Origin of the sequence: Paenibacillus sp. PastF-3, from assembly GCF_029893135.1 — a bacterium.
Taxonomy (GTDB): Bacteria; Bacillota; Bacilli; order Paenibacillales; family Paenibacillaceae; genus Paenibacillus_AQ; species Paenibacillus_AQ nitricinens.
Map to the genome: position 1 here is coordinate 369408 of NZ_JARXWM010000004.1, position 18831 is coordinate 388238.

Here is an 18831-nt window from a genome sequence, read left to right on the forward strand (position 1 = left end):
ACCAGGTACATCATGTTTAGTTACTCACACATGTACCTGGCCTATGATCTTGATTACTCTACAATTTTGCGAGCTACAATAACCAAATCTTCCAATCCGACTTTGCCGTCACCGTCCATATCTGCTTTCTTCGCTTTCTCCCAATCAGGGCTTGCTGTATTCTTGCCATACTGCGCTGCAACCATTGCCAGATCCCCGATCGTTATTTTACCGTCACCGTTGATGTCTCCTTGCGTTCCTTTCTTACCAATCTCGATATTTACGGAAGAGTTCGCTGCCGAAATTTCTTTACCCTGATCATCTGAAATAATTGCACTCTTAACAGCAATTGCCCCATTCACCGTTTGGCTAACTTCCTTCGCTTTAAAGATTAATTCGAGGACGTCTGCACTGTTACTAACTCCATGGGTCGCACCTTCACTTGCTACAATAAAGCGAAGTTTACCTGGAGTGCTGTTGATTGAATCAATAACGCTTACCCCACTAATTAACGAACGCGCCTCAACGAAATCCATAACATCCGCGGCATATTCTAGGGCGATGTCCTGCGCAAAAATCTTATCAGACAGATTCCGTAGTCCATATTGGACTTTGAACACTTCTCCCGGCTGAACTCGACTTGGCGCTGTCAAAGTGGAGGAAGATTTTAACTCGCCGTCTGTTTCAGATACGATAACCCGGCTGGTTGCAGCGAAGCCCCCATCCATTGTTGTTGCCGTAATTACGGCTTCGCCTGCTTTCAATCCCCTAACAAGTGCATGATCGTCTTGCTGTTCAACGGTTGCTACAGCTTCATCACTGCTGCTCCAGAGCACTTTTTTATTCGAAGCATTCAGAGGCTTTATCGCAGCGTTCAATTCGCCCGTGCTGCCTACTTTAATCTCCAGCCGTTCTTTATCCATAACGACGCCTGTGACTTTTACTGCCTCTGCCTCATCCTCCGTCTTGAACACATTGAGTTCTGCAGCAGATGCGAAGGTACCCACGCCTTCTATAGCCTCAAGTCTCAAATGTGTTGCTTCTACAGCTGTAAAGCGAACAATTTTTGTGGTCTGATCGAGTGACCATGATCCTTCTGCCATTTTTGTGAAGTTCGTTCCGTCAACACTCGTGTACAGGTTATAGCTTGTAATCGTTCCATTGGTTCCAGATACTCTAGGTGAATAATTGAATTGATTAATGTTATATTTGCCTCCGAGGTCCAAAGTAATGGATTCCGGTAAGTGTGCCGGAGTCCATTTCGTATGCCAGATTGTAGACATATCTCCATCGAGTGCAAGACTCGCTTCACCTCCAGGCTGGAAGCTACTTGCCGTTGCAGTCATTTGTGATTGTGGAATTTGCGTGTTAGGCATATACACATTAATCGTCGAGGTTGCACTTTTTTTACTTCCATCTTTTGCGGTAGCAGTAATGACCGCCGTACCGGCTTGAAGTGCAGTAACTTTTCCGGCCTGATCCACGGATACAATTTCCGGGTGGTCAGAAGTCCAGAGCAGTGTCCGGTCATGCGCATTTGCTGGTTTAACCAGAGCGCTAACGGAACTAGACTCTCCTTTGTTCAGATCCATCTTATTTGGCGTTAATGTAATAGTCGAAACAAGTACACCTTCCTCCGGAACGATCGCACCCTCATCATCGACGCGAATGTTATCGACCACCAGCGTACCGGTTAACTCCTTCTGACTATTCAGCTTGTTTTTGATAATAGCCAGATAGGCATCTTTCACCCCTTCGGTTGTAAAAGATAGATCCAGCGTGTCGCGTCCTTCTTTCAAATTCTCACTAACCAGATCACGAACTACCCCATTCTCCTTCACTCGAACAGCCACGGTGTACATATCCGTCTCATCTGAATTGTAGTCCATCGTCAGATGGTAGCGGTTATCCTCCTTCATTCGGAGCGTGTGAGGCAATGTACGTAGCCATTCACCTGTTGCATCTTCATTCGTTTTAAGCGACCAATTACCATCCAGAACATAAGTCATGATCTGATTGTCGCCTTTTTCAACTAAATGCGTACGAACTGGACCTATTTTAGAATAAACGAAGGGACCCCAGCCCTCATCAACGTTCTCGAAATCCTCGAACAATACAGAATTACCTGCGTCAGTTTTGGTTGGATTCTCCCATACTCTCACATCGTCAAAGGTTACAGTCGAACTTCCATCTTCTACATTTAAATAGAGATTGGCGGTCTCACTTACCGCATCAAAGGTAACCTTAATCCGCTGGAAATTCGTGCTCACATATTTATGCTGCTGGGCTAAAAAGCCATGCTCCGTGTTATCCAGTGTATTGACAACCTTGTCAGCCCCTTGCTTCACAGCGATTTCCACAGTGCGTTTTCCATCTACTTTCACCCATACTGATGCAGAATACGTCTTGCCCGGTGTAAGTCCGGTCATCTCCTGCTGAATTACTGCATCACCAGGACCCTTCACTTGAAGCTGGTCATCGGCGTTACTGTTCTTCACAAATTTAATGTGATCATCACTTGCAGCTGTGGAAGATTTCTTCCAGTTTCCGAACGTTTGGCTGTCAAAGCCCGGATCTTTAACCGAACTCCCTTCGCCCCATACCATTTCCGGCTCTTCAGCAGCTGTTGTCTTATACAGGGCATAACCAATCCCCGGCTGCGCTGTAAGTGTGACCTTACCTCCAGTTACTTCTACACTGCCAACATGCTCACGTCCCAAATCTGTCAGCTTATATAACTGTGCCGTCGTTACGTTACTCCATGATTCTGGAAGACTCCAAGTCGTTTGGCCACCCGCTGGATTCCAGTGATAGATTTTATCCTCTGTCTCAGGACTCCATGGAATAAAGACCGTACTGTCACTAATGTTGCTGCTATCTGTCATGATAGCGATTTCACGTCCATCCTTACTTAAATGAATCTTACCGTCCTGCTTACGTTCAACTACAACCTTCTCTGCAAAGTCAATGCGGTTATCGGTCATCTTGATAATCGGGAAATGCTGCATATATTTTGTTGGTAGATTGTGATTGAAGAATGCCGCACTTGTTGATTGGTAGCTGTAGAATGGAGCACTGTTTTGCCAGTAACCCACGCCTACCTGCTTATTCCCTTTCAGTAAAGGGGTTGTTAAGAAGCCATCCAGCGATTGATTCCGCAGGAAACGGGTAACTTTACTATCGTCACCTTGGTTCGGGTACCCCGGATCTGTTCCCCAGTGAACCCAAGAGGCCTGCTCAAACAGAGGTCCTGCAAATTCTGTTCCGAGCATCCAGCCGTTACCGTTGATATAATCTGCGAGTTTCTTCGCATTATAATCGGCACCGTCATATACATCCACATATACAAAGGAAAGGTTGTCGCCTGTGTCGCTTTTCAGCATATCCAGACGTCTTTTTAATTCACCGGATTCCACATCTTTGGTTTTGTTAACATAGAATGTTTGATCCAGCCAGCCCCAGCCTTTACTCAAAGGCTGATTCATATTTTCCATTTTGGTGCCGAAAGCATCCAGCGCGTATTCTGTTGCGTTAATGTGTACACCGCCGCGGATATTGTATTTCTTTCCTTCACTCAAAATATAATTAAAATCCTTCTCTCCACCCTGACGAATACCGATATGACCGCCGTAATCCGGGTGAGAGTCATCATGACCTTCCGCTTGATATCCTTTGAATAGAATCAGCTGTCCAAAGCCATCCGTGAGATTAGAGATCTTCTTCGCATTATCAAAAGCACGCAAGAACGGTGAAGTTGTAGTAGATCCGATATTCATGCTGATATAAGAGATATTGTCCCTTATCATTTCACTGCCGGTTGGAGCATCCGTATTCTGACGATATACAATGGCCCCATCTTGCCAGTCCACAACGTTGTCTCCATTCGCATCTGGTGTCAGTACAACTTTAGCCCAAGGCAGAGGTTCCGGATCGAGCACTGCACTTCCACGATAAACCCATGATCCTCCCGATATTGTTGCTTTTTTCGTATGGAGCGCCGTATCATCGCCTACCTTAATACGCACCTTATCATAGCCGTTTACTACATTCGTAATTACACTCGCAGCTAAGACGTCGGAGTTAACGAATGCATAGGTACGGCTCCCACTAACGTCTGCTACTTGCGTCTTAATGTTGTTAAATTCGTCCTGTACAATGTTCCAGCCACCAGTTATGCGAACGGCCGTTTCCTGCGCTGTAGGCTGAGTTCCAATGACAGAAACAAGGTCATGATTCGGGAAGCCAATGGTCTTCACTTTTTCGGTACCATTCTCTTCGATGCTGGCCACTTTGAACTGAAGAATGTTATCCTGAACCTCCATTTCAACTTTGAGGTTCACTTTAATTTCTGGAATCTGAATTGTGTAGGCTGCAATCTCACCATGTGTGGCATCTGCTGCTTTTTTACTAAAATCAGAAGCGACAACGAAATAAGACTTCTCGTTGATTTTTATTTCATTAAATCCATTTAACTGTCCATACATTTCCGCGCCGCTGTCTAACCATGTGTATTGTTTAACCCGTGGGAATTCTTTATCGATTTCGACCTTCATCGTATCCGAGCTTAAAGTTTCTGTAATCGTAATCGGCCTTGGTACTGGATCAGTGGATACTATTGGAGTTACCTTCACATCGTCAATCCATAGGGTCTTGTTATTAAACCAGCTGCGAAGTCCAATCTTTCCTGCACTTGTCGATAAAGAGGGAAGACTCGTCGTAAGCACGTTGTTGCCATCGATTGATAAACTTACGCTATCCTTCTCATATCGCAATTTGAGGGTATACTGTTGGTCCGCAGCAAAAGTAAAACTAGGAGCCGTAATATTTCCATACGATTCCGTTCCTCCTTTCATTGCATCCCAGCCCCAAGTACCCGCATCATATTGGATAACATTGTAGTTATTGCTATCGACGAATCGGTAGACCAGTCCAAATCGAGTGGCAGGCTGGCTAAACTTTAACTTCACCTCATATTCAGCGTTAGCTACCTGAGGTGAATCTTGGTCTGCTATAATAACAACCCCTGTTGTCACCGCCTTAACAGCACCTTGATCCGCCGAAAAAGTAGTTGTCCCCTTAGCTGGAGTCCATCCGCTGATGTTGCCCTCATTATAATCTCTGAAATACACATCCGATTCTTGAGCTGCAAATACGGCTGCCGATGGCAAGCCAATCTGTACCCCTAGCAACAACGTCAATAGTAAGCTAAACGCTTTGTAACGTTTTCTCATCTCTACGACCTCTTTTCACTTAAATATAAGTAGAATGAACATTATAAATTCACATATTTCCTTTAATTGTATGTTTTTAACATCGAAAGGCCATAATGAGCCCTCCTTCCATAAGAAGGTGCGTCATTATATGTTTTTTTGTATTACTTGGAATTTAACAATCGCTTGATAACTGCGGCTGATTCCGCTCTTGTAGCAGATTCTTTTGGTGCAAATGTAGTCTGAGTCCTACCTTTCATTAATCCAGATTTCAAGGCAAACCCCACCGACGCTTTAGCCCACGTGCTTATTTTACTATCATCTTTAAATGTAGTAGTGGAATCTGAGACCATACTTTCGACCTTTACGCCGGAAGCATAAGCTTTCGCTCGCATCAGCATCGTTGTCATTTCTTCACGAGTAATGCTTTTTTCCGGAGCAAATTTCGTCTTGGACAAACCACTAATAATTCCGGCCGCATAAGCCTTCTTTACCGTATCTTCGTACCAAACCCCTGATTTCACATCCGTAAACGGATTACTTCCAGAACCTTCTGTAAGATCTAATGCTCTAGCTATTAGAGCTGCAAATTGTGCACGAGTGATGTTATTATTCGGAGCAAAGCTGTCGGCATCCATGCCTTCAACAATTCCTTTAGTGACCATTTCCATGATATCTTGCTTCGCCCAATGTGAGACGATGTCGCTGAAAATCTTGGTAAAGGTTGAGGATTGATTCGGGGTGAATTCCTGATCTTTCAAATTACGATCAAGAACTTTTAATGCGGTCCATTTTACTGCAGTTGTACCAGCCCTTTTAGCTTTAAAGGTAATCGTGGCAATGTCCAAATTTCCCTTATCACCATTCACATTTCCAATTTTGGTATGGGCAATCGTAATTTCATTGTTTTTAACGATTGGAGATACAGAAAAGCCTTTGATCTTCGTTTCTGCTTTTACAATCTCAAGCACTTTCGGGTCAAAATTAAATTTAGCTTCATATGCGTATAAGTCTTGAATATCTTTACCCTTTAATGTAACGGTGAACGTAGAATTAGCAGATTCAGTAGCTGATGTCTGCATCTCGAAGTCAGAGACTTTTTCAGCATGGACTGTACTTAACCACATGGAAGAACATAACGTACAGATTAGTGCGAACGTGAATCGTTTGCGTCTCATAAGAACATCCCTTCACCCGTGAATTTTAACTCCCCCCTATCATATGGATTTTGAAACCGGATACACATGATTTATTTTGTTCAAAAATGATTATTTTTGTTATTCTTTCTCTCTGCGATAAGCTAAGGGGCTAATTCCTGTGATTTTTTTAAAAATACGACTGAAATGTTCCGGATTCACGTATCCTACTTGCTCAGAAACCTCATATATTTTCATTCCGCTCTCCAGCGCCTTTTTAGCCTTTTCGATTCGCAGATTCGTCAGAAATTGAATGAAATTAACACCTATTTCTTTGGAGAATTGTTTGCTTAAATAGCTCTCGCTTACACCGACGATCTGACTAATATTTGACAAATGGACATCTTCGTTAAAGTTTTTCTCTAATAGCTCTTTCGTTTTAGCAACAACAGGGCTGATAAAGCATTCCTTAGGTTGGTCTTTCGGATGCAGCTTTTGATGCAGATGTTCCAAGAACAGTCGGCACCAATGCACCGTAGTCTCCCAGGTTTCCTGCTTATAAATATGATCCGTGATGGGATATGGCAGCTTATCATGAAGCTTTTCCCAAGAAACGCCTTTTTGATAAATTAATGCGCTTGCCTCCCAAGTCATATCGACTACATCTGATTTAATAAGCTCAGGTGAACAAGGGTATCGCTGAATCAACAAGTTACAGCAGTGTTCATAGACCTCCTGCCATTTCATTAAATCCGGATCACTTAATGACTTCAGCATTTCGGTTCTAGCCAAATACCATACTTCTTTCCAGTCACTTTCCTTAATAGATGGACGCCTTTCAGCTTCCGGATAATATAATCGATTGTACCCTTGGTAGAAACTCAAGCCTGCTAATCGTTCCGCTTGGCGGAATAATCGGTTCCACTGGTGAAGACCATCTACAATGTCACTGATGCCCATAGACAGCTTCAAATTAATAAATTGCTTTAATCTCATGCTCACTTCTGACAAGATGATGTCTGTCAATCTACGAACGGCAATAATGCTGCATTGCTCTGGAAAAGAGAAGAACAATATGTAATGCCTGTCATCATATCTGCATACTTTGCAGATCCCTTCACTTCTACTCCGATTCGTTACTGTTCGTATCGTCTGCATAATCATACGGTGTGAATCTTCAAATTGAACGGTATCTGATAGCCTAAGAAGTGCAACCTCCAGATTTTTTTCCCCCATATGCTTTCGAACAAGCTCCAACGAAGACGTTATATCATCGTCTGTCACTTCTAAAGAATCCGATAGGCACAGTCGATGCAGAACAGAACAGATCGAGGCTTCTACGTCCTCTAAGTTTGATGCTGACTTTGAGGAGCTTTGCCGCCGCTTCAATTCATCCACAGTCTTAGTCAGTACCGGTGCAATATAAGTTTCATCTAACTTGGCTTTAACAATGTAATCAAAGGCACCGAGCACAAAGGAATCTCTTACAAAAGAATAATCTCCGTATGCGCTAAGCATGATGGTTAACGGTTGATTCGAAAAAGTAGTGTTATTCAGTGCTTCGAGTAGTTCTACTCCATTCATATTTGGCATTTGAATATCCGCCAGAACTAGATCCACATCCTGATGGATTTTCAGCATATTTAATGCCTCCTTACCATCTCCTGCTTCCCCTGCAATCTCAAAATCGGTCGAAGCAATGGATATATACTCCCGAAGAGCTAATCTAGCTAATGGTTCATCATCAACAATGAGAGCTTTAAATTTCATCATAAATCCCTCCATAATTGATCTATAGGATTACCTCAAAGCCTCAACCGCTATCTCCCAATCATCATTCAATTTTTCTTGAATATCGGACACCTCAGCACCTGAAAAAATTTCTTGTGCAGCCTTCTTCTCATCGAACTGTATAGCATTTTTTACTTTTTCAAATTTCTCATCGATTCCCAGGTACATAAACGGCTCAAAGGGGTGCTTTTCTTGAACATTGTTGAAGAACGGCAGGAATGATTCAATATTGATCACTGTCGATGAATTTTGCGAATAGTTAATATACACTTGGTAAACGTCTCGGCTAAATACCCATTCCAAAAATGCTTTAACCTCTTCCGTATTTTTGGAATTTTTATTGATCGCCATATATTGATCTGGCATAGTGATTGCCTGCAAACGTTCTGAAGCAGTCTCTCTCCAGGGTAAGGTGAACGCATCTAAATCTTTATCATCCTTCATTTTGGACAAATGATCTCTAAGGTACCACTGGCCGAGTGCAAGCATGGCCGCTTCATTATTTTGAAACAGCTGCGTTGCCTGGTCCACACCAATGTTGAGTGCATCGGGCCCAGCTAGTTCATTCTCTGCTATTTTCTTGATCATCACTGCTGCTTTCTCAAAGGGAGAACCTTTTCCGAAAGGACGTTTCGTTTGTGCAATTGAGGATAAATAATTCTCATCCTTGGATAGTAGAGGCGGCCCGAACTCAGTGAAAGGATAAAACGTCCAATTCTCTTTCCCGCCAATCGCAATCGGAATATATTTACCATCCGCTTTGATCTTCATCATCACATCCATAAATTCATCCATTGTTTGCGGTATCTCTACGCCGACCTCTTGAAAGATACTTGGATGGTAATAGACATATTCAGAGAAGGATACAAGCGGCAAACCAAGAATGGAATGATCTATTCTAGCGGGATATTTATTGTTTTTTGCTGCGGCTAATCCATCCAGTGGAAGAAGTACTGCTTTGTAAGTGATTAGGTCATCTGGCTTCAGGTAAAAAATATCCGGCAAATCATTGGCTGCTAATCGAACCTTTAAATACTGACCGCTATTATCAGGAATCGTTTCTACTTCAACTGTTACATTAGGCTTAATTTTAGAGTAGTCTCTTACCTTTTCCGTCCAAAATTTGATATCTGTTTTCGCTTCCCACATGCCAAATTTTATTTTAATCGGTTGATCCAGATTCACCTTTTCCTGTTGTTGCTCTATTGCCCCTCCTTTGGAACTGAACTTACTTAAAGAGAAGAAGCCACCTACAAAAATAAGAGAAATGATCCCTATTAAGGACAAACGGAGTATTATTTTCACTTCTATTAATCACAGCCTTCGAAAAAAAGTTTATACCATCATACCTCCTCTGAGATTACACATGAATGATGTTTTCCCACTGGACTATGATCTTTTATGCTCCTCCGCAGCGTTCTTCATCCTCCCTCCCCTAACAACTGATCCTGCATCTCTTCCTCCGGCGTGTCGATCAACGGTAGTCTTATCGATACTATCGTACCCTGAGGTTTATTCTTCTCGTACTTTAAGCCGAAACGCCTCCCGTAATGTAGCTGAATTCGCTTATTAACGTTACTGTTTCCCATACCACTGAAAGAATGCTGATGGCGAATACCATCGCTATCATATTCCTGAGCATCCATATCCAACATACCTACACCATTATCAGCTATGGTTATAAGAAGATCTTCCGCTTGTTTGCTCACTATGATTTCGATGATACCAGGATAGTCAACATTCTTTAGTCCATGAATAATACTATTTTCTAAAATAGGTTGTAGTAGCAATTTCAAAATATAATAACCTGCTAAATCCTCATCGACTTCCCATCTCGTTTGAATCGGTCTACCAAAACGAATCTCCATGATATACAAATAATTCTTTAAATGATCTATTTCCTCATCAATCGTAGTCAGAATTCCACCTCGATTAAAAGAAGAAGCCAGCAGGCGAGTTAGGGCATGTGTCATATTCCGTATGTTATCTGCTTTACTGATTAAAGCCATAAACTTGATTGAATTGAGCGTATTTATTAAAAAGTGTGGATTGATCTGCGACTGAAGTGCCGCAAACTCCGCCTTTCGCTTCTCCACCTCTTGCCTTTCATGATGATAGAGTAAATCCTGAATACGCTCCGTCATATGATTAAAAGAATGCCCAAGCTTAATTAGCTCCAGGCTGCCTGTTCTCATAAATTTAGCGTTTAAATCACCTTCAGTCACCAGATCCATTTGCCGGAGAAGCTCATTTAACGGCTTAGTAACATTAGATACAAAGTAAAATGAAACAAGAATAAACGCTAAGATGATCATCAATGCAAACACCCAGACGATATAATTCACACTAAGGTAATTGGCTGTTAGATCAGCATATGGAATAGACTGTACTAGCCACCATCCGGTCTGATCAATCTTGGCGTAGGTTATCAGATTTCTATCATCACCATGAACATCCACAACGTACCCTTTTTCCTCCGGCCCACGATTTGCGAACCAGTGCATTTGGAATTCCCCCCCTCTAGAGGCAAGGGTATTGGATGAGATAATTTGACCTTCCTCTGTGACGATGAAAAGGCTGGATTCCGTATTATCACGTGACTGCAAAATATGATCAAAGGCACTACTCTCAAACGTAAAAAGAATCATTTCTAGCTGGGATAAAGGATTGATTACACTTGGAGATAGGGCAGCAACCATATTGTAAGGATTGTAGTTACCATATAAAATATTGGGCATCATCCCCAGAAAATGAACGCTATCGGGATTATTCAGCACCTGCCCATACCACGTTTTTTGGCGAAAATAAGAATCATCCAAATTCAAGTTCTTTAAGTACGAATAGGATTGATGGTCTTTAAATAGGAAGTTCACCGACAGTACTCGTCCTGAGATGGATGCCGTGTACTTCTCTATTAAGACCTTTAGCTCATAGTAAGCCTGCTGTTTCTCGACTCCACTCTTACGATTAATTTCATAAAGTTTTGCCATCACATCCCTGTCCATACCGATGGAAGCAAATAGACCCGTCAACCTCCTTATTTCCTGACTAACGGAATAGGAGATCGCTTGAGCCGTTTGCTGAGATCGTGATGTATTTTGCTGAAGAATATCTCGCTTATAAATATTTAAAATAATGATGGAGAATAAGATGATCGGCAGAATGACTACAAGTATAAAAAAAAGCCTTAATGTGCTAGACATCCGCCAATTTTTTCTCATAAGTTCCCTCCCCTTAAAAAGATAACTTATAAACGCTCACTTCTACCTCACCATGAATATTGAACAACATATTCCCTTAAATTTGTGCTACTTCCTGCATGGCGACAAAAGTACTCAGAATATTACACATTCAAATTTACTTCACAAATAAATCCGAGTTTATTTTCATCTTTCGACATCGCTTACGAACTGATTCAAAATGAAAAAGAGCCGACACTATTGTAGAAAGTTCTACTTTAGGATCAGCTCCTTTTGTCATTGAGTTATCTGATGTATTACTAATCGCGTATCATTCCATAATTTATTTTCCATTTCCTTATCTCCACCTGGATGTACGGGCACTATTGGATTGCCTGTTCCAACATTAAAATATCCCCCTGTGGTCTCCTGATATTTTGGATCGATCATTAAACGAGTAATGATATCAGCTCCCTTACGTGGATTCCCAATATGAAGAAATTTCAATACCCGTTCAAGTATAGGTGCAAACCATAACTCACGCCCCAAACCCGTTACATTAAAACCAGGATTTAATGCGTGAACAATAACTCCGGTTCCTTTGAATTGGCGAGCAAGTTCAGCGGTAAACATGATATTAAGCAGCTTAGTTTTTCCATATATCTCTGACGAACCTCTAGCCGAAAAATCAGATGTATTTATCAAATCCTCAGGAAGCTTAAGTTCTCCATGATTGCGTGAAGCTTCAGAAGCTACATTTATAATTCTTGCACTTCCCGCTGCCTTCAAAGAAAGCTGTAAAGTATGAGTCAATATCCATGGGGCAAAATAGTTCACGGCCATCATTTCTGATATTCCTTCAGAAGTGATCCGCTGTTCAAACGCATGAAGTCCTGCGTTATTTAATAACACGTCTATCTTCGGATATGCGTCAGATATTTCTTGCCCCAAACGACTGACATCCTTCATTAAGGATAAGTCCCCATAGAAAAAATTTATTTCGGCAGCAGGTACGCTCTCTGTAATCATTTTCTGAGTAGCTTCTGCGCGACTTTCACTCCTAGCAGTCAGAACAAGATGAGAACCACGCTTTGCCATTTCAATGGCAACGAGTTGTCCCAAACCACTTGTAGCTCCAGTAATTACAATAATCGGTTTTGTCGTCATCTTCATTCTCCTTTATATAGGACTAAAACAGCTGCAAGTTCATTTTGACAGGATGTTATCGAAAACATATAATTGATATATGTCAACTATATTCAAGTGATTGATATATGTCAACTAATTAAAAGTATATAATTTTTGAATAATAATCTACGTTAGGTGGTTCAACCAATGAATGTCGAACGCAAGGATACGTTAAGAGGACAACTCGAGCTAAAGCTCGGCGAACAAATTAATGCGCTTATTAGCGCCTCACATGCACTGAATGTCAGAACTGCCGCCGCTTTCGATTCTTCTATACAACCTGCTGCTTTCCATATCGTCCGTTGGCTGTATTCCTATGGTCCGACTAGCGCCTCTGCTTTGGCGGAAGCAACAGCTATGGATCGTAGTTCGGTTAGTCGTCTTCTCAAACAGCTTGAGAATTTAGGGTATGTTAAAAGGGAAGACTCTCCACATGATCGTCGAGCTGTACTTCTTGCGCTCACAGAGCTTGGACGAAAACAAACCTTTGCTGCGCTGCAGGATAAGGAGTTCGTATTTTACGAGCGTATTGCTCAATGGGATAACCAGCAGCTTGAGACCTTTACCGAAATGCTTAAGGAATTCAATGGATTTTAACCATACTATGCATTGTGGAGTTAATTTTCATTTGCATAAAATAATTTAATTTGATAGTATAACTGACGAACGTTCGTTAATATTGAGGTGAATTTTTTGAAAAGTAAAGAGATTAAAGACATTGCTTTGAAATGCTTCACAACTCACGGGTATGAAGGTGCTTCTTTGTCTCAAATTGCTGAGCAAGTCGGGATGAAAAAACAATCACTTTATGCCCATTTTAAAGGGAAAGATGATCTCTTTCTACAAGTCTTACAAGATGCTAAAGAGACAGAAATTTCATCCAAACTACAATGTTTGAGTAAGATGGGGACTCAAAATCCTAAAACGGATTTATTAGGATATCTGCAGTTGGTCATTGATATGTTTCAAAAGAACGAGCAGTTAAAGTTTTGGCTGCGTATCTCTTTTTTTCCACCGCCCCATCTTGCTAAAGCGATTGATGAAGAAGTCATCGACACAGAGAAAAAGATTCAACCCGTACTTGAAAGTAAATTCCAAGCTTGGATCGATGCCAAAGTCATCATGGAAGATGCAGCCTCCATCCCAACGCTTGCCTTTTTAGGTGTAGTTGATTCGATTATGCTAGAGCTTGTATATGGCAATAATGAGATCCGTTTAAATGAAAAACTGAATGCCTCATGGACCGTATTTTGGAGAGGTATTTCACAGCTGTGATTCTACAAAGAGAGGTATTTACTTCATGAAGAAACCATTGAAAGAACAAAAAACAGTCTTACTCATTTTGCTAAGTAATATATTCATTGTTTTTCTAGGTGTTGGACTGATTGTCCCTGTTATGCCATCCTTTATGAACATTATGCATTTGTCAGGTAAAACGATGGGGTATCTTGTAGCAGCATTTGCGTTCGCGCAATTACTCATGTCTCCTCTGGCTGGGCGATGGATTGACACTTACGGCAGAAAAAAAATGATCGTAATCGGCTTAGTACTCTTCAGCACGTCGGAATTAATCTTTGGTTTAGGCACACATGTATCCGTTCTTTATTTTGCCAGAATTCTTGGAGGGATTGCTGGTGCATTCATTATGCCTGCCGTCACTGCTTATGTTGCGGACATCACCTCAGTAGAGGAAAGACCTAAGGCAATGGGTTATGTTTCTGCCGCCATTAGTATTGGTTTTATTATTGGCCCAGGAATCGGAGGATTTATTACTGAACTAGGTATACGTGCTCCATTCTATTTTGCTGCTGGCTTCGCCTTAATCACTTGTATTTCGTCGATATTTATTCTGAAAGAGCCACTATCCAAAGAGCAGCTTTTGGAAATCAGTAATCTTAAAAAAGACACTAACTTTATCAGTGATCTGAAACGCTCGTTTCACCCAGCATATATTATTGCGTTTATTATTGTGTTTGTCCTCGCCTTTGGTTTATCGGCATATGAAACTGTGTTTAGCCTGTTTTCTGATCATAAATTTGGCTTCACTCCACGGGATATTGCAACCATCATTACAATAAGCTCAATCTTCGGGGTGGTTGTGCAGGTCTTTTTATTCGGTAAAATGGTAGATAAGCTCGGTGAAAAAAAGCTCATTCAACTCTGCTTAATTGCTGGCGTAGCCTTAGCGGTAGCCTCCACCATGATCAATAACTATTTAACTGTTCTGCTAGTAACCTGCTTCATCTTTCTCGCATTTGACCTACTCCGTCCAGCACTAACGACCTATTTATCAAAAACGGCTGAAAAAGAGCAAGGCTTTGTCGCTGGCATGAACTCAACCTATACTAGCCTTGGTAATATCATCGGACCTGCATTAGGCGGAGTATTATTTGATGTAAACATCAACTATCCGTATCTCTTTGCGGCTGTCATTATGTTTATTGGACTTGTAATTACGATGGTATGGAAAGAAAAACAATCCGCTAATGGCTTGGTAAACTGAAAAAGAAACAGAAACAGAAACAGACCGTCGAAAGGACGGTCTGTTTCTGTTCTCTCAGTCGAAATCTTCAACCTAGAATGGATTGATCACATGGAAAAAGACGTTAGGCGACGCCATACGGTAATAATAGCTGCACCAGCCTGCACCTTTGTCGGTGAAACGGTTCGTCGTGCTATACAGCAATCGTTCCTGCTCCAGCTCCTCGATCCGTTCGAGCTTTCCTTCCGCATATTCTAACAGCCTCATGCTCGCTGTATCCAGCCGGCTTACAACGCCGCCGTAACGAATATCGAGCACCTCCCAGCCGAACGGTTTGAACATCGATAACCATTGCTTCCGGTGTGCGGCGCGAAGATTTTGCACACCCAGCGAGATTTCGGGCAAAACATCCTCAGCAATCCGTCTAAGCAATGCCTTGTCGCCACTGTCATAAGCCCGCTTCAGCTTAAGCCCGATTTCACTCTTCTGCTTCAGCACCGCACATAGCTTTTGCGGCACCTCGAACAAGTAATCCAGCTCTGCCTCAGGCTTTCTGCGGCTTGCAATTTCACTTTCTGTCCATGCATAATGTGCCGTCATATCTAACCCATCAATCTGTTTGTCGAACAGCCCCAGCAGTACATCCTGATACAACAGAAACTTAGACGGATTGCTCTGCTTCTGATTATTTGGTGCAGCTCCTGGTGTCTCGTCCAAATACTTCAGCCCCATGTAAGCATCTGCCTCGATGCCGGTGCAGAACCGAACGCGCTCAGCCAGTACCTCGTCAGTCGGCGTGGACGAAGAATAGGCATGCTCCGCATAAAACTGCAAGCCGAGCAAAGCGATGTACGGATTGCTCTCCATTCCATCGTCACCCCACATCGTCGCATAAACTTCGCGAATGCCTTCCTTCTTGCATACCGTCAGCGCTGCATCGGTCGCCGGCAAGGATAGCCCGTAATTGACACCGAACGTATTGAATACCCACACCGCACCCGCAAAAATAAGATTATTGCCGAGCGGCCGGTGTTTGGCGATCAATGTTTCGTAGTCCCTCTCCTCGACGTGGTTATAGTCCCAGTAAACCATATCTATGTCCTTCGGAATGCGGCTCGACATGTCCTCTGATATTTGCGTCTCATGGCCGTAATAATCTTCACCGTTCGCCGAAGCCAGCTTCAGGAACATATCGCTCCACATCATCGCTTTCAGCCCTAAGCGTCGAGTTACTGCGAGCACCCGTTCCAGATGACCTGTCATAATATCAAAACGGCTCATATGTCCATTGCGATCCAAAAATTTACCCCGTCCAAGCTCTTCCGCTTCATCCATGCCGATGTGGATTTTCCGGCTGCGGAACGGTGCGCTAATGCTGACAATCATATTTTCGACCAGACGATCAGTCTTCTCCGCTCCAACTAGCAACGCGCCTTTTGTATCTTTATATTCCTTTACCGGCTCCCATTTCAGAAACTCCTCCAAATGAGCCAGTGTCTGAATGCTCGGGAACGCTTCAATGCCGAATTGATCGGCGTAATCGTCGATTTCCTTCAACTCCGCAGCAGAGTAGCGGCCGCGCATATAGCCGAAATAAGGCTCATCTTCTATCTCGTAAGTGTCTTCCAAATAGAGCATGACGCTATTCAAGCCCATCAGCGCCATTTTGCGCAGCATAAACTTGAAACTTTCAACGGTCAGCACTCCATTGCGCGACAAATCAAACATCGGACCAATCGCATCGAATTGTTGTTGCTCTATAATTTGAAACTTCTCTCCACCACTAAACTTCTGAATCAACAATCCCAAGCCGCGGAAAAATTGATGTTTAGCGCCGTAACGAATATATGCGCTTTTACCATCATAGCCAACTTCCAGTTTTCCTGAAGACGATTCTATCCACACGGGAATTCCGTCCTCCGACGATTCTGACTTAAGTTCGGCAAGCAGCAACTGAAGCCCTGATTGAAGCTCGCTCAATTCTCCCATAAAATGTAATTTCACTATCAATCCCTCCACATGAATGAAATATGTATAAAATTACACCAAAAACTCGATCAAGGGTGTTAACCTTTGACCGAGCCTGCTACCATACCTTTCATAATTTGCTCTTGGAAGATCAAAAAGATGACGATGGTTGGTATTGCAGCAATAAACATCGCTCCCATTGTTAAGCTGTAGTCCGTTCCGAATCCGTCGGAGAAGAGCGACAAGCTGAGGGGCAGCGTCTTCAGCGCTTGAGAATTAATAAAGACGAGCGCGAAGGAGAAGTCATTCCAAAACCTTAAAAATGCAAGAATTGTAATCGTAGCCACGATTGGCAGAGACAGCGGGAAAATGATGCGTCCGAAGATTCCCCACCAGCCATTGCCGTCGATCATCGCCGCTTCCTCTACTTCTCTTGGAATAGATACGATGTAGGCCATTCCGAGGAAGATTGCAATTGGTAATTCAAATGCCGTATAAGGCAGAATGAGTGACCAGTACGTATTCAGCATCCCGAGCTTGTTCATGAAAATAAACAATGGAACGAGTGTGCTATGAATTGGAATGAGCATGCCGAGCAAGAACAATCCTTTTACAGCTCCACTCCACTTGAATGGGAATCGGGCAAGCACATAAGCAGCAAGCATGCCGAGCACAATAGTTAGCAGTAGCGCTGACATAGTAACTACTGTGGAGTTGAGCACCGCCCGGCCCATATTTCCGAGATCCCATGCCCGGGTTATGTTGTCGAGCTGCCAATGCTGCGGCCAGGAATAAGGACGATTGAAAAATTCCTGATTCGACTTGAATGCGCTTATTCCTAACCAGTATAGCGGATACAATGTAATTATGGCATAAAATAACAGAATGATTTTCGCAATTCCGGAAATCGGCTTACGCCACAGCGAGCCTTTCATCTTCTCCGACCGAGCGTTTATCATTACTTGCATAGCGATTCACTCCTTCATCGGCCGGGCTGACATTAGCCGACCGCCCATTACCCGCGTCTTTTCGTGATGATGTGATTTAGGCCAATGAGCACGGCGCTAATCAGAATAATCATTGTGGATACCGCAGAGCCGTAGCCGTAACGGTATACCGTAAAGGTGTTATTGTACATATATGTGGCGAGCAATTCTGTAGATTGTGCAGGTCCGCCACGCGTCATGACGATAACATGGTCGAATGCCTTTAAGCTCCCAGATATGCACAGTACGATGGTTACAACAACCGTTCCCCAAATCATCGGGAGCGTTACGAAAAATAGCTTCCTCCAACCAATCGCCCCATCGATCTTCGAAGCATCATTAATTTCCGAAGAAATATTTTGGAGTGCAGCGATGAAAATGATAAGATATGGCCCGATATTTGCCCAGTTAATCGGAATCGATACGGCAAACATATTGATTTTAGGGTCGTCTAGCCAAGTTCGAGTCCAAGATTCCAGTCCCAGCGTCTCCAATAATTGATTCAGTAAACCAATTTGCGGGTGATAAATATAACCCCAGATAAGACCGACGACGACTGTAGACAGCACCATCGGGAGAAATACGGCGGAGCGCATCAAGCGATTGAACATCGTGTTCTTAAGCAGGAGCAATGACAGCAGCAATGCGACCGATACTTGACCTATTACTGCCGAGACAACAAGGATCAGATTGTTTTTCAGCGCTCTCCAGAATACAGGGTCCTCTAATATCATTCGATAATTATCCAACCCGATAAGCTTGGCAGCACCGAGTCCCTTCCACTCAAAGAACCCGTAGTACGCTGACCAAAAAATCGGGACGATCGCAAAGATGATAAAAATGAGTAGTGCAGGAAGCAGCGCCATGATGACGAAGCTTCTGCTGCGCAATGATGCAGGCATGGCGGCAGCC

12 protein-coding genes are annotated in these 18831 nt (G+C 42.9%); 3 read left to right on the top strand and 9 right to left on the bottom strand.

Annotated elements, in window-relative coordinates; translation table 11 throughout:
* Window positions 1–53: 53 nt before the first annotated feature.
* The 6 genes from M2444_RS11135 to M2444_RS11160 all read right to left on the bottom strand — a co-directional run bounded on the left by M2444_RS11135 (window position 54) and on the right by M2444_RS11160 (window position 12462).
* Window positions 54–5210 carry an endo-alpha-N-acetylgalactosaminidase family protein gene (locus tag M2444_RS11135; RefSeq protein ID WP_280786967.1) on the bottom strand — a complete coding sequence of 1719 codons (5157 nt, stop codon included), beginning with the start codon at window positions 5208–5210 and terminating at the stop codon, window positions 54–56.
* A 143-nt stretch (window positions 5211–5353) separates the two neighbouring features.
* Window positions 5354–6367, bottom strand: coding sequence for an S-layer homology domain-containing protein (locus tag M2444_RS11140; protein ID WP_280786968.1), 1014 nt, complete (start codon window positions 6365–6367; stop codon window positions 5354–5356).
* Window positions 6368–6466: 99 nt separating this feature from the next.
* A complete protein-coding gene (locus M2444_RS11145) occupies window positions 6467–8098 on the bottom strand; it encodes a response regulator transcription factor (protein WP_280786969.1) in 1632 nt (543 codons plus the stop codon).
* Window positions 8099–8125: 27 nt separating this feature from the next.
* The gene (locus M2444_RS11150; protein WP_143812414.1) at window positions 8126–9421 is read right to left on the bottom strand and encodes an ABC transporter substrate-binding protein; all 1296 of its coding nucleotides are present in this window, start codon (window positions 9419–9421) and stop codon (window positions 8126–8128) included.
* Between the two features lie 116 nt (window positions 9422–9537).
* Entirely contained in the window at window positions 9538–11337 is a 1800-nt protein-coding gene (locus M2444_RS11155; RefSeq protein ID WP_280786970.1) for a cache domain-containing sensor histidine kinase, read from the bottom strand.
* Window positions 11338–11592: 255 nt separating this feature from the next.
* Window positions 11593–12462: an SDR family NAD(P)-dependent oxidoreductase gene (locus M2444_RS11160; RefSeq protein WP_280786971.1), complete on the bottom strand. Its 870-nt coding sequence runs from the start codon at window positions 12460–12462 to the stop codon at window positions 11593–11595.
* Window positions 12463–12630: 168 nt separating this feature from the next.
* Between M2444_RS11160 and M2444_RS11165 the strand changes: the two genes are divergently transcribed.
* The 3 genes from M2444_RS11165 (at window position 12631) to M2444_RS11175 (ending at window position 14986) form a co-directional block, all read left to right on the top strand.
* Entirely contained in the window at window positions 12631–13080 is a 450-nt protein-coding gene (locus M2444_RS11165) for a MarR family winged helix-turn-helix transcriptional regulator (protein ID WP_280786972.1), read from the top strand.
* Between the two features lie 87 nt (window positions 13081–13167).
* Complete coding sequence (locus M2444_RS11170) at window positions 13168–13758, top strand: TetR/AcrR family transcriptional regulator (protein ID WP_280786973.1); 591 nt, start codon at window positions 13168–13170, stop codon at window positions 13756–13758.
* Window positions 13759–13783: 25 nt separating this feature from the next.
* On the top strand, window positions 13784–14986 hold the full coding sequence (locus tag M2444_RS11175; RefSeq protein ID WP_280786974.1) for an MFS transporter: 1203 nt from the start codon (window positions 13784–13786) through the stop codon (window positions 14984–14986).
* Between the two features lie 72 nt (window positions 14987–15058).
* Here M2444_RS11175 and M2444_RS11180 read toward each other — a convergent pair whose 3' ends face one another.
* The 3 genes from M2444_RS11180 to M2444_RS11190 all read right to left on the bottom strand — a co-directional run bounded on the left by M2444_RS11180 (window position 15059) and on the right by M2444_RS11190 (window position 18821).
* Window positions 15059–16969: a beta-N-acetylhexosaminidase gene (locus tag M2444_RS11180; RefSeq protein ID WP_280787055.1), complete on the bottom strand. Its 1911-nt coding sequence runs from the start codon at window positions 16967–16969 to the stop codon at window positions 15059–15061.
* Between the two features lie 62 nt (window positions 16970–17031).
* Window positions 17032–17892, bottom strand: a complete 861-nt coding sequence (locus M2444_RS11185) for a carbohydrate ABC transporter permease (RefSeq protein ID WP_280787056.1) — start codon at window positions 17890–17892, stop codon at window positions 17032–17034.
* A 56-nt stretch (window positions 17893–17948) separates the two neighbouring features.
* Window positions 17949–18821, bottom strand: coding sequence for a carbohydrate ABC transporter permease (locus tag M2444_RS11190; RefSeq protein WP_094871496.1), 873 nt, complete (start codon window positions 18819–18821; stop codon window positions 17949–17951).
* Between the last annotated feature and the right edge of the window lie 10 nt (window positions 18822–18831).

Bases quoted from the DNA above. Each gene is read 5' to 3' on its own strand.
- M2444_RS11135 (WP_280786967.1), bottom strand. From the start codon at position 5,210: ATGAGAAAACGTTACAAAGCGTTTAGCTTACTATTGACGTTGTTGCTA.
- M2444_RS11140 (WP_280786968.1), bottom strand. From the start codon at position 6,367: ATGAGACGCAAACGATTCACGTTCGCACTAATCTGTACGTTATGTTCT.
- M2444_RS11145 (WP_280786969.1), bottom strand. From the start codon at position 8,098: ATGATGAAATTTAAAGCTCTCATTGTTGATGATGAACCATTAGCTAGA.
- M2444_RS11155 (WP_280786970.1), bottom strand. From the start codon at position 11,337: ATGAGAAAAAATTGGCGGATGTCTAGCACATTAAGGCTTTTTTTTATA.
- M2444_RS11160 (WP_280786971.1), bottom strand. From the start codon at position 12,462: ATGACGACAAAACCGATTATTGTAATTACTGGAGCTACAAGTGGTTTG.
- M2444_RS11165 (WP_280786972.1), top strand. From the start codon at position 12,631: ATGAATGTCGAACGCAAGGATACGTTAAGAGGACAACTCGAGCTAAAG.
- M2444_RS11175 (WP_280786974.1), top strand. From the start codon at position 13,784: ATGAAGAAACCATTGAAAGAACAAAAAACAGTCTTACTCATTTTGCTA.
- M2444_RS11185 (WP_280787056.1), bottom strand. From the start codon at position 17,892: ATGATAAACGCTCGGTCGGAGAAGATGAAAGGCTCGCTGTGGCGTAAG.
- M2444_RS11190 (WP_094871496.1), bottom strand. From the start codon at position 18,821: ATGCCTGCATCATTGCGCAGCAGAAGCTTCGTCATCATGGCGCTGCTT.